The following is a 15502-nucleotide window of genomic DNA, read 5'->3' on the forward strand; positions in this document are numbered from 1 at the left end:
AAGAAGTAATCGTACCAGTTAACAAAATTTACAACATTAATCGTATCAAATAGTTATTGCTTTGTGGGGACTATAAAAGCAACTTATCCGAAAGGTGTAAGTAATTGGCGGGATCGTAAGAATTTACGCGCAAAAAACGACCACAGGTAAAGATTGGAAGTGCTAGCGTAACCTTTCGAAGGCTTTAATTTTGTTGTTGGCGTCTACAACCATGCGAAAACGACCGACAACACCTTGGGAGGTAATGAACTGTTTTATTCTGGTAGAGGGGACTTGTACGCTAGTGCCATTTTCGGCCACCATAACAACGGTAGGCACAGCACCAGAGTACAGTGCCTCACATTGAATGTAAGGCACGTTGACTGAAAAGTAATAAACGGTATCAGTGGCTTGAATGGTTGTCATACGCCAAACTTTTGCTCACTTTCTCAAACACATCTTTGCTTAAGCCTTTGTGGTTTAACAATCGACCTAGCTGTGCTTTCATCAACACTTGATGGGGTTCTGCAAAACCTTGCCATTGTATCAGAGGGGTCACTATCCGTGCGGCAACTGGCGGGTTAATAGCATCTAGCTTGATAAGATAGTCGGTGACAAACTTATACCCTTCCCCATCTAAACTATGGAAACGTTCGCTGTTATAGAATGCGAAACTGCCTATTAGTGAACGTACGCGATTAGGATTACCCATACTAAATTGAGGGTGCTCGTTTAACATGGTAATGGTAGCCAGTATGTCCTCGCGTGGCTGGGTTGCATGTAAGGCAAACCATTTATCTAGCACTAAGGGGTTATGACGCCATTTTTCTTCAAACTTAGCCATCAAGCTTTCAAACGCTTCAGATGGTAGTGACTGGGCGGCTTTTAAAGCACCTAGCGTGTCAGTCATGTTGTCCGTGTTATCGAACTGCGATATCACCAAGTCCTTGTGCTGTGGTAAGCGTGCCAAATGAGACAGCAGTACATTTTTACAGCGACGAGCATTAACGGCATCTTGCTGATAGCTATAGGCCTGTGTGGCGATACCGTTAAACGCGTTAAGGAGCACGTCTTCTAGCTGTGTAGAAAACTGACGGCAAAACGCATTTCGTGCCTCTATGAGTGGCTGCACATTAATATCGCTTCGAGACTGACACAAGGTTTCAAATGAAGGTATCACTAAGCATTCACTTAAAAGCTCAATGTTACTTATTTCACTGTCTATTGCAGAGCGAATACCCGCCCAAATGCCACTGTCTATCGTAGCAGTAGCGTTTTCATATAACTCACTAATACAGCGGTTATACAAAGATTGCATGGCATCCCAACGATTAAACGCATCTTGGGAATGGGTAAATATAGTGAGTAATGAAGCGGTGTCGAGCTCATTGTGTACTTTTACAGGAGCAGAAAAGTTACCAAGAAGTACCGGAGTCAACTTCTTCGTATCACACGTGATGGTAATCGTGATTTCAGGCGCATCTAGTATCAAAAGATCGTTCTGAATAATACCACTGTCATCACGGTACCGATTACCGTCTTCATCGATAACTTCAAAACCTACAGGAATATACAGAGGAAGCTTTTCGTTTTGATCTGCTGTACTAGGCGTATTTTGCGTTACGGTGAAAGTATGTACATATCCCGTATCGTGTTTGATTACATTGTGAGCAAGGGATACTTGCGGTGTACCAGATTGACTATACCAGCGAGAAAACTGAGTAAGATCTAACTCGGTAGCCGATTGCATGGCTGAAACAAAATCATCACACGTCACTGCTTGGCCGTCATGACGACGGAAGTATTCGTCCATTCCTTTTCTAAAACCTTGGGGCCCTAAAAGGGTATGGAACATGCGAATAACTTCTGCGCCTTTATCGTACACGGTCACCGTATAAAAGTTATTCATCTCAATAACTTCTTCAGGGCGAATAGGATGGCTCATCGCGCTGGCGTCTTCTGCAAATTGATGCTCGCGCATCACACGCACGTGTTTAATACGGTTGCTTAACGGCGATGTCATGTCAGCACTGAATTGCTGATCGCGAAATACGGTTAGCCCTTCTTTTAAACTAAGCTGGAACCAGTCTCTACACGTTACCCGGTTACCAGTCCAGTTATGGAAATACTCGTGAGCGATAACAGCTTCTACATTAAAAAAATCATCGTCAGTGGCTGAGTCTTGGTCGGCCAATACAAATTTACTGTTAAATACGTTCAGGCCTTTGTTTTCCATTGCGCCCATATTAAAGAAATCAACGGCCACAATCATGTAGATGTCGAGGTCGTATTCGAGCCCGAACACGTCTTCATCCCATTTCATGGCTCGCTTCAATGAATCTAACGCGAAGGTACCTTGAGATTTCTTACCTTTATCGACATAAAGCTCTAGCGCCACCTCTTTACCGCTTGTGGTGGTATAGGTATCGGTTAATAAATCAAAATCACCTGCCACTAACGCAAATAAATAACAAGGTTTCGGATGAGGGTCGTGCCACTTAACGAAATGCGTACCATCTGGGTTTTCACCGCGCGCTACAGGGTTACCGTTAGATAACAGCATAGGGAACGATTTATCCCCTATTACCTTCACCGTATACACTGACAAGACATCAGGTCGGTCTAGAAAATAAGTTATGCGCCTGAAACCTTCTGCTTCACACTGCGTACAATAAGCACCGCCGGAAAGGTACAAACCTTCAAGTGCTTTGTTGTTTTCTGGGTCGATATGATTTTCAATTTCTAATTCAAAATCATCTGCATCGACATCTAGCGAGAGCGTTTCATCATCTTGAGTGAAGTTGGTAAAAGGTTTACCGTTAATCTGTATAGAAACTAACGATAATTTCTGCCCGTCTAAAACAAGTGGCTGTCTTTTGTGGCCGCTATTTGCCTCAGCGCTTTCCACTGAGTTTTTACCCGTATCGGTAGCAAGCGTACGCTTAACGCTAAGTTTACTTTTGACCACGGTTTTTGTTGGGTGTAAGGAAATAGTCAGGTCGACTAACGGGATAGAAAAAGCGGGCGGAAGATAATCCGCCCGACGTTTAGCTGTAACTGACATAGAGTCTCCTAAAACAGAAAGTCTACGCAACTATTATTGGTTAGCTTCGCCAGGTTGCTTTGCATAATCTGGAGGTGTTAGGCGAAGAATTTTAATTCCTAAGTAGGCGTAGATAATAGCAAGAATTGGGTTTATTACGTTAAAGAACGCATAGAAAACATAGTCAAATGGGTTAACCAACAGTACACTGTGCATGTAGGCACCACAGGTGTTCCAAGGAATAAGTGGCGACGTTAAGGTTCCACCATCTTCCAAACTTCGAGATAGATTTAACTGGTGTAAACCGCGTTTTTCGTACTCTTCTTTGTACATGCGCCCAGGCATCACGATAGAGATATACTGATCGGCCGTTACAAGGTTAGTCGCAAAACAGGTAAGAATAGTTCTGCTTACCATATCACCGGCCGACTTAGCCCCTAATAAAATGGCGGATACTGCGCGTTTCAATAATCCTACTCTTTCAAGTACCGCACCAAACGACATGGCACAAATAATTAACCAAATCGTATTGAGCATAGACGACATACCGCCTCGTGAAAGCAAACTATTCAAGTTTTCATCAGGCGTTGAGAAGCTCACGCCATCAAACAAGGCCGTCCAAACAACTTTTAACGCTCCGATACTAGCGCTATCGTCAGGGCTAGCCATGCTAGCAACTACATCGCTTTGAAACAACACAGCCCATACTGCACCTAATAATGCGCCAATAGACACGGCAGGAAACGCAGGCACTTTTTTAACCGCAAGGGTTAGTAATACAACAAGGGGAACCAATAAATACCAGCTTAAATCGAAAGACTCATTCAATAACAACTGCATTTGTTCGATGCGATCTGCTTTAGCATCGCCGCTTTCGCTAAAGCCCAATATCACAAACAAAATAAGCGCCAGAATAAAGCTAGGTACGGTAGTCCAAAGCATGTAACGAATGTGTTCAAATAAATCAGTTCCTGCCACGGCAGGCGCTAAATTGGTTGTTTCAGAAAGCGGAGAAATTTTATCGCCGAAGTAAGCGCCAGATACAACTGCACCGGCAGTAATGGCCGCAGACATATCCATACCCGCAGCAACGCCCATAAGCGCTACCCCCACGGTGGCCGCGGTAGTCCAAGAACTACCAATACTCATGGCAACCACAGCGCAAATCAAGCACGCAGCGGCATAAAAGAATGAAGGGTTTAATAATTCTAAACCGAAATAAATAAGTGTGGGTACGGTACCAGCCAGCATCCAAGTACCAATAAGCGAACCTACGGCCAATAGAATTAAACACGCACCGAGGGACATTGAGATACCATCGACAATACCTTTTTCGATGGTCTTCCAGCTGTAACCGTTTTTCATGCCAATAATGGCAGCAAGCCCCATGGCCAGTAATAAGGCAATTTGGTTAGGGCCATATGATGAATTATCGGCAAATAAATAAACCGCACTCCCCATCATCAGCACTAAGGCTACAATGGGGATCATCGCGTCAAATAATGAAGGTTCTTTCAATTCTTTAGTTGTTGTCATTTTTATTATTCTTAAGCCTTAAATCAAAAAACTGAGCGGTAAAACATTAGCGCAATAATAACCGGGCAAACGAAGCGTACATACCAAGGCCAAATCTTCCAAAACAAACTCTGTTCTGCGTTTGCGTCGCCTTCTTTAAGTTCTGCAAGTATGGCATCTCTGCGCCACACCCATCCGGCAAATATACATAACACTAAACCAAGTAGTGGTTGACTGTACTCCGTGGTGAGAGCAATAACGAACCCGAACAGTGCATTAAAATTAAGAATAATGATGCAGCTAAGTACAAAGATAATAGCCGCCATTAACACTACTGCTTTTTTACGCACTAAGCCCCTGCTTTCCACCATGTAAGCCACAGGTACTTCAAGCATTGATATTGAAGAAGTAACGGCGGCTATCGCCATTAACGCAAAGAAAGTAAATGCAACAAACACACCTACACCACCAATTGTATCAAATAAGGCAGGCAACACTTTGAATATAAGCGAGTCACCTTGAATTAAGGCCCCCTCTGGCGTAAAGATTTCTACACCATTATGCAGCGCTACGTACATGGCGGGAATAATTAGCATGCCGGCAATAACGGCTACGCCGATATCTACTAATGCAACGGAAGCACCAATGGTGGGCAAATTTTCTTTTTTGCTTAGATATGAACCGTAAACGAGCATAGTCCCCACACCCAATGACATAGAGAAAAAAGCTTGGCCCATGGCATCAATTAATAAGTCGGGGTCGAGAATACGTGTAAAATCAGGCACCAAATAAGCGCTCCAGCCATCAGAGGCACCAGGCTGCAAACTGACATAAACGATAAGGGCAAGAATAAGCAGCACCAGTGTGGGCATCAATCTTACCGACCATTTCTCAATGCCGGACTTTACACCACCCACAACGATAAAAGCTGTTAACGCCATGAAAATAAAGCAGAAAATAATGTTACGCGTAACTGAAGATGTAAGCAACCAATCACTTGCAGACTGTAGTCCCACCATATTGACGGCAGAATCAGCAAAATAAACCAACATCCAACCGCCCACAATAGCGTAAAACGCAAGTATAAGTGAGACCGTAATACAACCCCAAATTCCGGTTGCACGACCAATGAAGTTTCCAGAAATATTGCCTAGCGCGTCCACCATATTAGAACGAGAGCTTCGCCCAATGATGAGTTCGGCCATAAGAACGGGATATGCAAGAACAAATGCGAGAAGTAAATAGACAAGAACGAATGCAGCACCGCCATTCGTTGCCACTTTGGTGGGGAAACCCCAAATATTACCGAGCCCAACCGCTGAACCCGCTGCTGCGAGCACGAACCCGATTCGAGAAGAAAACTCGCCTCTGATAGCCATGTGATTTCCCTTTATTTATTATTGTTGTATAGGTATATCAGACACAAAAAAAGGGCTGGCCATTGACCAGCCCTCTGTCATCAACCTTTAGTGTGTTATTGCGTATCTGCCTGTTTCAATCATATCAAAAGTAATATTGGCAGCTTCATCTAAGAACGGATCTAACTCTTCCATATCTTCAGGTAGGTCATCAAGTGTTTTGACTAATTCTTTACCCATACGCTGTAAACGTTCATTGGCTCTTTCGAGTGCTTTTTCTTCAGCTTCTTTTTTATCTAATTCACGTTCAGATTTTACCAATGAAATAAAGTTCTTATCTTTATTTTCTTTGTACTCAACAATATCCTGGTGGATATAAGAAAACTCAGGATCTTGCATAATACGTTTATTGTGTTTCGCAGTTAATACGTCTAATGCAGCCTGTCCGTCAGCAAACGTTGTGTAATTTGCGCGGTTAATGCTGTCCCAAGGTAATGCGTTATCCTGTTGGCTCTCGCCCCAATCAGCAGGTTCAATTGCTGAAGGATAAAGAATATCTGGCACTACCCCTTTGTGCTGCGTACTTCCGCCGTCAATACGGTAGAACTTAGCGATGGTGAACTGCACGCTACCTAGTGGATTGTCGTACAAGTCATAAATTTTACCTAAACCACGGTGTTGTTGAACAGTCCCTTTACCGAAGGTTTGCTCACCAATAATTAACGCGCGATTATAATCTTGCATTGCTGCGGCGAAGATCTCTGACGCCGACGCACTGTAGCGGTCTACTAAAACCGTTAATGGGCCATCGTAAGATACTTTTCCATCGGTATCGCGATTAACGCTTACTTTAGTTTGGCCGTAACGAATTTGTACCACGGGTCCTTTTTCGATGAAAAGGCCGGTAAGTAATGTTGCTTCTGTTAAAGAACCACCACCATTTCCGCGTAAATCTACAATAATACCTTTAACGTTCTGCGCTTTAAGGCTGTTTATTTCCTTTTCAACATCAGCGTGTAGGTTGTTGTAGAAACTAGGAATAGTAATAACACCTAAAGGCTGATTCGCATGTGGTCCAGTTTCAGGCGTGTAAACCTCAGACTGAGCAGCTCGGTCTTCAAGCTTAATTTTGTCGCGAGTAAGGCTAACTACAGACATAGTTTTTGCATCAGTCGCGCCTTTTTGAACTTGTAAGCGCACCGCGCTGCCTTTCGGCCCTTTGATAAGCTCTACAACTTCATCTAAACGCCAGCCAACGACATCAACGAACTCTTCATCTTCTTGAGCCACGCCAACAATTTTATCTTCCGGCTTTAACGCGCCAGATTCATCAGCAGGGCCACCAGGTACTACGCTTTTGATAACGGTGTAATCTTCTTCGCTTTGAAGTACCGCACCAATACCTTCAAATTCCAAATTCATTTCCATTTGGAATCGGTCAGCATTGCGTGGTGAAAGATAACTAGTATGAGCTTCGATGGTGCGCGCAAATGCATTCATAGCAATTTGGAAAACATCTTCGCTTTTAGTTTGCTTAGTTCGCTTAATAGAACGTGTGTAGCGTTTCTCTAGAAGCTCTTTTGCTTCTTCCCACGTTTTGTCAGCAAGAATAAGATTTAACGCATCATACTTAACACGTTGACGCCAAATCTCATCTAATTCATCTTTGCTAGTAGGCCATTCGGCTTCTTCGCGATCGTAATAAAATTTGTCATCAGCTTTTTCAAAATCAAAAGGCCCTTTCTCCAGCATAGCCAGTGCAAACTCATAACGCTCAATACGGCGTTGTGCGCTTACATTGTACATGTCGTACGCAACAGAAAGGTTACCCTTACTCAACGCATCATCAAAAGCATTTCGATATTTTTCGAAACCCACCACATCAGACAATAAAAGGACTTGCTTGTTGTGATCTAAAGATTCAATGAAGCGCTGATAGATACGTGCTGATAACACATCATCCAACGAAATTTCTTTATAGTGAGCGCGAGTAAATAACGCACTTACGCGTTTAGCAGCAACACTATGCTGTGTCTCTTGCTGAAGAACGGGTAGTTCTTCAACATCGGGGGTTGTGGTGACTGCACCAGCGCCTACCCCAACGGTAAGAAATGCACTAGCAATGGAAATTCGAAGGATATCTTTCATATTTACGACCTCTTGGAGCGTGCCAAACGTAAAGCATCTGCATTTACTTTTACCACCATACCTGAGTCTAACTGAACATGAATACCGTCTTTAGCAATTTCGGTAATAACGGCTGGCATAGGTGTTTTACCTAATTTAACTGTTACGTTTGTACCTTGTTGCATATCGGCATCAGTCAATTTAGCCGGTGGTGTCTTAGTTGGTCTCTGAATTTTCGGTTTAGTTCCCTGCTGGCCTTCTTTGTTGCTGCCTGCAGGTGTAGAACCTGAAGATTTCGGACGTGCAAATTGACGTTTTTCTTTCTTTTGAGGCTGCTGAGCTTGCTTAGCTTTGCGCTTTTCGGCGGCTTTCGCTTTGCTTTCTTCTAGCTGCTTCTGTGCATGAACGGCATGTTCTTTTTCAATGGTTTCCCCTTCAACACCATCTAAGTCGACACGGTTAGCGCCTTCTTTGATGCTGTAGAGATAACGCCAGCTATTTGTATAGTGACGAAGTGTAGAGCGGAGTAGTGTTTTACTCACTCGTTCTTCGCTTTCTAAACGCTGGGCTAAATCTTGAAAGATGCCGATCTTAAGTGGTAGGGCTTCGCCTTCAATACTAAAGCATTTAGGGAAGGTCTCGGAAAGGAAAGCGATAACTTCCTTACTGCTAGTAAACTTTTCTGGTGATTCCATTAAACTTTCTAAATTATTCAAGAGATTTCTTCATTACTCTCATCATCCCAAGTTGCCAGCGCGTGGTCAACCCAATCGAGTAATTCGTCATCATCAATTTCTAATAAATGTTTATCTTGTTGCCAAGACTCCCAACCGTGTTGCAATAATTGTTCAAGCCGATGGGTTTCAATATCTTCATCGGCTCTATCATAAATTGCGTGAAGTACGAAATTCAATCGTTCTGACGCTTCATCAGGGTCATCGTGATTGTCTTCCATATCTTCATAAGTAGATAGTACTACATGGATGTCAACGTTGTATTTCATAACGATTGCTGAGATTCAATTAGTATATCGGCTATTTTACACAACCCAAGCTCATCTTGCTCGTCGAAACGAGAAAATTCTGGGCTATCGATATCTAAAACACCAATTAGTTCGCCATTTACTACAAGAGGAATGACGATTTCGGAGTTAGAAGCGGCATCACAGGCAATGTGGCCAGAGAAGGCGTGAACATCTGCAATACGCTGTACTGTGCGGGTTTCAGCGGCAGTACCACACACACCCTTCCCCATAGGAATACGGATGCAAGCGGGTTGTCCTTGAAAAGGACCCAACACTAACTGCGCTTCTTTATAAAAATAAAAACCAGCCCAATTTACCTTATCGAGATGGTTAAAAAGTAGTGCACTGATGTTTGCCATGTTGGCAATGACATCGTGCTCACCAGCAACCAGGCTTTTCGCCTGGCTTATTAACTGGGCGTATTGTTCTTCTTTCAAACGGTTACCCTGCTATTGAATAATAGTGAAACTAACGTTTATGCGCGCTTCAACCGTTTCTTGCCCTGGTAAAGAAACAGACATTTCTTTGGCAAACGCATCTGCACGCATAACTGGAACGGGCATATTGCCACCAGATTCAGAGATTGCAACTACTTCGCCCACTTCAACGCCTAATTCCTTCGCTAAAAGTGCCGCTCTTGCCTTGGCATCCTTCACCGCTGCAACTAATGCAGTTTGGTATGCGTTGGTTTGCGTTGTACTAACAAACGAGAATTGTTGAATGCGGTCAACGCCACGGCCTAGTACCCCGTCCAATACTTTATCATAGTTTTCGATATTGGAATCAGTCACTGATATTTCGCGACTTAACGTAAATCCTTCTTGTACTCGACCATTAGGACTGTTCACATAGCGTGGGGTTAAACGAACTTGCATAGATTGAATGTTATTGCGCTCAATACCCTGCTCTAGCAGAAAGCTAACAACAGCGCGTAAATCGGAAGCAAGGGTCGTGTTAAGCTTACCAACAGTTTCGCCTTGTTCTTCAATAACAAAGGTAACTGAATATGCATTAGGCGTGACTGACATAGCGCCTGTGCCTTGAACATGGATAAGTTGTTGCTGAGGCTGAGCCATTGATGCCGTACTAAGCATTGTGGCAACAATGCCCGTTAATAATATCATCGGTGATAAGCGCTTGCCTGCGGCAGTACGTTTAAGAGGCATCGCTAGTTTACTGATTGAATTCATTAAAAACTCCGTGTTTATTATCATTAATTCAGGCAAATCATAAGCAACGGTAAGTGAACGTATTATGAACCGCAACTAAATCATTCATAAAACAGGCGAGTTAACTGATACGTCAGTTTTAATAAAAAGCGTTTAACTTTTTTTGCTTTATAGGCTTACCCAATGGCGATAATAAAAAGTGGGCCCGATGGCCCACTTTTGATGTGTCGTAAACTTATGCCCTAATCTGTATTTTTTATTTTAGTACTTTTTGTAACGATGTAAGGCAATGATCGATATTGCGTGGTTTACACGCATAGCCCATTAATCCAATGCGCCATACTTTACCAGCAAACTCACCCAAACCAGCACCAATTTCTAAATTGAAATCGTTAAGTAGTCTTGCGCGAACTTCAGCGTCATTAACACCGTCTGGAATGTTCACTACATTGAGTTGAGGTAGGCGATATTCAGCATCTACGGCAAGTGAAAGACCTAAGCCTTCGAGTCCAGCCACCAGCTCGTTATGCCCAGTTTGATGGCGTTGCCATGCGTTTTCTAAGCCTTCTTCTTTTAAAATAAGTAGGGCTTCATAAAATGCATACATACTGTTTACCGGTGCAGTATGGTGATAAGCACGCTTAGCCCCTTTCCCCCAATACCCCACAATTAAGTTCATGTCTAAAAACCAGCTTTGCACTTTGGTTTTGCGGTTTTGAATAACATGCACTGCACGGTCGCTGAACGATACGGGTGAAATTCCTGGTACACAGCTTAAGCACTTTTGTGACCCCGAATAAATGGCATCAATGCCCCACCCGTCTACGTCTAGCTCAATACCGCCTAAAGAGGTTACGGCATCGACTATCGATAAACAGTCGTATTGTTTTGCAAGTTCACATAACCGTTTTGCATCGTTTCTCACACCGGTTGAGGTTTCTGCATGTACGAAAGCCAGCACTTTAATATCGGCCTCTTTTTTAAGTGCATCTTCTACCGCGTTCAAATCGGTTTGCTTGCCCCAATCGTTTTTAATCACGATAGCTTGACCGCCACATCGTTCAACATTTTCAACCATACGGTTGCCGAACACGCCGTTGATGCACACCAATACTTTATCACCTGGCTCCACAAGGTTAACAAAGCAGGCTTCCATCCCGGCGGATCCCGGGGCTGAAATAGGCATTGTTAATGCGTTTTCAGTTTTAAATGCGTATTGAAGCAGCTGTTTGGTAGCATCCATAAGCTCGATAAATAGCGGATCTAGATGACCAACAGTTGGCCTAGCAATAGCGTTAAGAATACGAGGGTTTACGTCTGAAGGACCAGGCCCCATTAATGTGCGCTCAGGCGGAAGAAAAGTGGAATGCGTTTGCATATCAGTCCTTAACAATAATAGTAACAATAGCGTACCTGCATTCTTACAATCTTAACGGCTGGGTACAACAGCTTGTTATGAACATAATTAACATGAATGGAATCACTTCACCCCATAACAAAGTGAGCATTGAGCAAGATGTGGATAACCCGTGCGTATCATGAGGATAAAAGCGTTGAAAAAAAATCAGAAACTCCGACCAGTAAAAAGCCTATGATTTTTCAGAAGTTATTATCATTTTATTTAGATTAAGGGGTCTGTAAAATAAATTTCACAATGTTTAGTTTATAAAATGAACAAATATGGACTATAGTTATTGTCCGTCTGAAAGAATTTGCATGCACTTCTCCCTTGCAATAGTTAGCGCACGGCTCAGCAATGAGCCATTCCCCTATGCCCAGAACCTATGTTCTGGGCATTTTTTATGGGACAGGTATAACTTCCTTTGACCAAACGCTCTGCAATAAAGCGCTGAAATGAAGCGCAGGAATACAACGACATAATGGAAGTGGCAAGAATAATAGCGGTTAGCGGTTATTCCTACATAAGACATGATAATTTGGCTTGCGCATACTGATTAAACTTCAGAAAGGTGCTTATTGTAATGCGTGGCATTATGCGCATAGTGCGCTGCAGATGCTTGAAGCTTTTCCTCTACACTGCTATCGAACTGCTTTACCACTTTTCCCGGTGATCCCACCACTAAGCTGTAGTCTGGAATTTCCATATTTTCGGTAATTAACGTATTAGCGCCAATAATGCAGTACTTGCCAATTTTCGCGCCATTTAACACCACCGCGTTGATACCAATTAAGGAGTAGTCACCTACGGTGCAGCCATGCAACATGACTTTGTGACCCACGGTTACGCCTTTACCTAACGTTAGAGGAATGCCCGAGTCGGTATGAAGCACACTACCATCTTGTACGTTCGTGAGCTCCCCTACCGTAATCGCATCCATATCTGCGCGAATGACCACATTAAACCATACACTGCTATGGGGCTTTAATATCACGTTGCCAATAACATGTGCGCCGGGGGCAACATAACTGGTGCTATCACACTTGGGCGTTAACGTATCAAGAGAATATTGCATAAGCGTTCCTTGTTAATATTTTTATAGTTGGCTCAAAATACAGTGTTGATATGTTGTTAGTCGACATCGACTTGTCGCATTAAGCCTTCTTGCGTAGCAGAGGCTACCAGCTCACCTTGTTGAGTGAAAATCTGACCTCTCACCAAACCTCTTGCTCCGCCACTAAACGGACTTTCCATTACATATAATAACCATTCATTCATATTAACGGGGCGGTGAAACCACATCGCATGATCGATAGTCGCAATACGTAGTGATTTGTCGGTGACTGAAATTCCGTGAGGCTGTAGTGACGTGCTTAAAAAGTGGTAATCAGAAGCATACGCTAATGCCGCTTGTTGCAGTGTAATCTCTGGAGCAAGCTCATTCCTTGCTTTCATCCAAATATAGCGTTTAGCCGGTTGGCGATTAGACTGATAGGAATTCGCCGCACCAATAGTACGGATATCTACCGGGCGATGATAACTTAATGCTTCTCGCATAGGACGGGCAATTTTGTCGAAGTTCTTTTCATAAAACTCGATATCAGACTGCACTTCTTGTGGCGGTGGTACGTCAGGCATATCCGCTTGCTGGTGATGCATTCCTTCTTCTGGCACTTGGAACGATGCTGTCATGTAAAAGATGTTTCGACCATCTTGAATTGCTTTTACTCTTCGGGCAGAAAAGCTACGACCATCTCGCACTACTTCTACATCGTAGACCACAGGTTTCTTTGCATCGCCGGGTAGCAAAAAGTAAGTATGGAACGAATGGGCAACACGGTCTTTGTCTACCGTTTCATAAGCCGCAGCTAACGCCTGCCCCAAAACTTGACCACCAAATAATGCGCGAAAGCCTAAATCCCAACTTTGTCCGCGATACAAACCCGCTTCAACAGTTTCTAATTCAAATAACGAAGATAATTTAACCTCAGGCATGCTTTTCTTTCTCTTGTTGCTCAGCGTTCGGGTTTCTTGGGTAGTATTTTTCAGGTAAATACGCCCTATGCTCAAAAAATCGCGTGTCTTTATAGGGTAACTTCATAAAGCCTGAAATGCCTAGCCCTTTTATTGACGGCACATGTTCAACTAACTTGGCTAATAATTCAGAAAACCTATCTTGCTCGTGATGATTGAGCAATGTGTAATAACTATGAATCTTTAAATGGGTACTTAAGGCTTCAAAGATAATACAGCCAGTGTGATGAATCGTATTCAGCTCTTTAATAATTGTAATAATAGGCTCAGGTAATTTCAAAAGCTCATCTGGATCGTCGCCATCCTCAAAGTAAGAATGGGTTCTAGATTCATCTTGTGCCACCGATGCGCGGGACAAATCAAACGGTATTACGCATTTAGATGTTGGTACAAACGCATCGTTCTCGGTTTCTCGTTCGATATGCAGCGTGTTTTTAGCGTTAAACATGCAGCATTTAAATACCCCAGGCTTATGAATAGCGCGTGCAAGGTTAATCACGTTGTTAACCGCAAGTTCGAAAGCTGTTTTTAATGCCGCGTCGTGTAGATTTAAACTGGAGTCTACATAAACGCCGTTTGGCTCCCAGCGAATTGCCATACCACCAACAACGGGATACCGGCCAAGACGACTAATTGCCGACACAAAGGCTTTTTCGGTATCGCCCATGCCTTGCAAAAAGTTTTTGTAATATCGATCGAACTGGGCATCATCGATATACCGTAATGAAGCATCTTCTAATACCGATTGCTGGCGCAAATAAGATTTTCGAGAGCTGTAAACAACGGTTTCAATGTCATCTTGCGATGGCGTAACCCACGTAGGAATACTCGGTACATACTGCAAAACGGTGTCTTTAGAAAACACCATGTGTTTTAGCACGTGCAAATTATTGAAGAAGTAATCTCCTCCTTGTTGCCTTTTCTTTGGGTCGTCACTGAGCATGTATTCTAATATGCTTGCTAGCATTTTTGGCAAGCCTAACGATGAAGGGCGAATAACCTGATGGCCATACCGACATGATTGCCCAGATGCTAAAGCATATAGCGTGCTTGCCATACCTTGCTCATCGAAGCGTGGTGATGATAACGCCCCATTTAACTGCTCTTCTCCAATAAAATAAACATCACCTAATCGGGCGTTTGTTTGGTGAAGCTCGCTAGACATCAAATCCATCACATTGTTACTGGTGTACTGACCATTTTCATCTACTTGTGCAAACACAGATGAGCCCCAATCGATAAGCCCAATGCTCTCTGTAGATTCGTCCCATACCAAGTTAGAAGGTTTAATATCGCCATGAACGATAGGTTTGGCATTGCCATTTTGCGTATGCTGCCGAAAACACTGCAACAAATCACCAAGCTGTACCGCTATTTTCACTATGATCCTTGGCGGCAGTGGCCCACGAGCCAAACTTACTTTTTCAAGATCGTCGCCAGGGGCACGGCCCATCACCAAAATAGATTGTTTACCTATTTGCTGATATTCAACCAATGCAGGCACATAAGGATGAGATACTTGAGATAGCATAAAGGCTTCTTCCTCAAGCCGTTCTTGTACATGCTGAGGAAGATTTATTCGAGAAAACTTAAAGACGTGTTCTTGAGCGATTGAGCTTTGACTAAAGCTTGAACCTGAGCCTGGGTTTTGATTGGGCGCGGTACCTGCAAATGCAAAACCAAACGCCCCTTTTCCCAATAGGGAGATATTGCGATAACCTAAACTAGCTAACTGGTCGATGCACAGTGCTACCCAATCCTTGAGCTTTTTAGCATCAGCATGCGAGAGCAAATAAATAGACTGCTCATCGGGTATATAAAAATGCGTTAACCCTTTTACCTGAGACATGCCAA

General features: G+C 43.3%; 13 protein-coding genes. All 13 read right to left on the bottom strand.

Annotation, left to right across the window (positions count from 1 at the left end; all coding sequences use genetic code 11):
* Positions 1–162 precede the first annotated feature (162 nt).
* Positions 163–405, bottom strand: a complete 243-nt coding sequence (locus J5X92_RS08705) for a DUF2835 family protein (protein ID WP_013784075.1) — start codon at positions 403–405, stop codon at positions 163–165.
* Complete coding sequence (pepN, locus tag J5X92_RS08710; protein WP_208805438.1) at positions 383–3043, bottom strand: aminopeptidase N; 2661 nt, start codon at positions 3041–3043, stop codon at positions 383–385. Before pepN ends, J5X92_RS08705 begins: the two co-directional genes overlap by 23 nt.
* Before the next feature lie 33 nt (positions 3044–3076).
* Positions 3077–4558, bottom strand: a complete 1482-nt coding sequence (gene nhaC / locus J5X92_RS08715; protein WP_013784073.1) for a Na+/H+ antiporter NhaC — start codon at positions 4556–4558, stop codon at positions 3077–3079.
* Between the two features lie 23 nt (positions 4559–4581).
* A complete protein-coding gene (locus J5X92_RS08720; protein ID WP_208805440.1) occupies positions 4582–5916 on the bottom strand; it encodes a sodium-dependent transporter in 1335 nt (444 codons plus the stop codon).
* A gap of 87 nt (positions 5917–6003) precedes the next feature.
* Positions 6004–8043: a carboxy terminal-processing peptidase gene (gene prc / locus J5X92_RS08725; RefSeq protein ID WP_208805442.1), complete on the bottom strand. Its 2040-nt coding sequence runs from the start codon at positions 8041–8043 to the stop codon at positions 6004–6006.
* A 2-nt stretch (positions 8044–8045) separates the two neighbouring features.
* Positions 8046–8717 carry an RNA chaperone ProQ gene (gene proQ / locus J5X92_RS08730; protein ID WP_208805444.1) on the bottom strand — a complete coding sequence of 224 codons (672 nt, stop codon included), beginning with the start codon at positions 8715–8717 and terminating at the stop codon, positions 8046–8048.
* A 17-nt stretch (positions 8718–8734) separates the two neighbouring features.
* Entirely contained in the window at positions 8735–9025 is a 291-nt protein-coding gene (locus J5X92_RS08735; protein ID WP_013784069.1) for a hypothetical protein, read from the bottom strand.
* The gene (locus J5X92_RS08740) at positions 9022–9483 is read right to left on the bottom strand and encodes a GAF domain-containing protein (RefSeq protein WP_057791774.1); all 462 of its coding nucleotides are present in this window, start codon (positions 9481–9483) and stop codon (positions 9022–9024) included. The genes J5X92_RS08735 and J5X92_RS08740 overlap by 4 nt, the downstream gene beginning before the upstream one ends.
* 12 nt (positions 9484–9495) lie before the next feature.
* A complete protein-coding gene (locus tag J5X92_RS08745) occupies positions 9496–10236 on the bottom strand; it encodes an SIMPL domain-containing protein (RefSeq protein ID WP_208805446.1) in 741 nt (246 codons plus the stop codon).
* Positions 10237–10471: 235 nt separating this feature from the next.
* Positions 10472–11593: an alanine--glyoxylate aminotransferase family protein gene (locus tag J5X92_RS08750; protein WP_013784066.1), complete on the bottom strand. Its 1122-nt coding sequence runs from the start codon at positions 11591–11593 to the stop codon at positions 10472–10474.
* 577 nt (positions 11594–12170) lie between these two features.
* A complete protein-coding gene (locus tag J5X92_RS08755) occupies positions 12171–12689 on the bottom strand; it encodes a gamma carbonic anhydrase family protein (RefSeq protein WP_013784065.1) in 519 nt (172 codons plus the stop codon).
* Between the two features lie 56 nt (positions 12690–12745).
* Entirely contained in the window at positions 12746–13609 is an 864-nt protein-coding gene (locus tag J5X92_RS08760; protein ID WP_013784064.1) for an acyl-CoA thioesterase II, read from the bottom strand.
* Positions 13602–15497 carry a phosphotransferase gene (locus J5X92_RS08765; RefSeq protein WP_013784063.1) on the bottom strand — a complete coding sequence of 632 codons (1896 nt, stop codon included), beginning with the start codon at positions 15495–15497 and terminating at the stop codon, positions 13602–13604. The genes J5X92_RS08760 and J5X92_RS08765 overlap by 8 nt, the downstream gene beginning before the upstream one ends.
* Positions 15498–15502: the final 5 nt, after the last annotated feature.

This window comes from Alteromonas sp. K632G (assembly GCF_017653625.1).
In the GTDB taxonomy this organism is placed as follows: domain Bacteria; phylum Pseudomonadota; class Gammaproteobacteria; order Enterobacterales; family Alteromonadaceae; genus Alteromonas; species Alteromonas naphthalenivorans.

What these genes read in the sequence shown, in the direction of transcription:
- J5X92_RS08705 (WP_013784075.1), bottom strand. Translation starts at nt 405, where the DNA reads ATGACAACCATTCAAGCCACTGATACCGTTTATTACTTTTCAGTCAAC.
- pepN (WP_208805438.1), bottom strand. Translation starts at nt 3,043, where the DNA reads ATGTCAGTTACAGCTAAACGTCGGGCGGATTATCTTCCGCCCGCTTTT.
- nhaC (WP_013784073.1), bottom strand. Translation starts at nt 4,558, where the DNA reads ATGACAACAACTAAAGAATTGAAAGAACCTTCATTATTTGACGCGATG.
- J5X92_RS08720 (WP_208805440.1), bottom strand. Translation starts at nt 5,916, where the DNA reads ATGGCTATCAGAGGCGAGTTTTCTTCTCGAATCGGGTTCGTGCTCGCA.
- prc (WP_208805442.1), bottom strand. Translation starts at nt 8,043, where the DNA reads ATGAAAGATATCCTTCGAATTTCCATTGCTAGTGCATTTCTTACCGTT.
- proQ (WP_208805444.1), bottom strand. Translation starts at nt 8,717, where the DNA reads ATGGAATCACCAGAAAAGTTTACTAGCAGTAAGGAAGTTATCGCTTTC.
- J5X92_RS08735 (WP_013784069.1), bottom strand. Translation starts at nt 9,025, where the DNA reads ATGAAATACAACGTTGACATCCATGTAGTACTATCTACTTATGAAGAT.
- J5X92_RS08745 (WP_208805446.1), bottom strand. Translation starts at nt 10,236, where the DNA reads ATGAATTCAATCAGTAAACTAGCGATGCCTCTTAAACGTACTGCCGCA.
- J5X92_RS08750 (WP_013784066.1), bottom strand. Translation starts at nt 11,593, where the DNA reads ATGCAAACGCATTCCACTTTTCTTCCGCCTGAGCGCACATTAATGGGG.
- J5X92_RS08755 (WP_013784065.1), bottom strand. Translation starts at nt 12,689, where the DNA reads ATGCAATATTCTCTTGATACGTTAACGCCCAAGTGTGATAGCACCAGT.
- J5X92_RS08760 (WP_013784064.1), bottom strand. Translation starts at nt 13,609, where the DNA reads ATGCCTGAGGTTAAATTATCTTCGTTATTTGAATTAGAAACTGTTGAA.
- J5X92_RS08765 (WP_013784063.1), bottom strand. Translation starts at nt 15,497, where the DNA reads ATGTCTCAGGTAAAAGGGTTAACGCATTTTTATATACCCGATGAGCAG.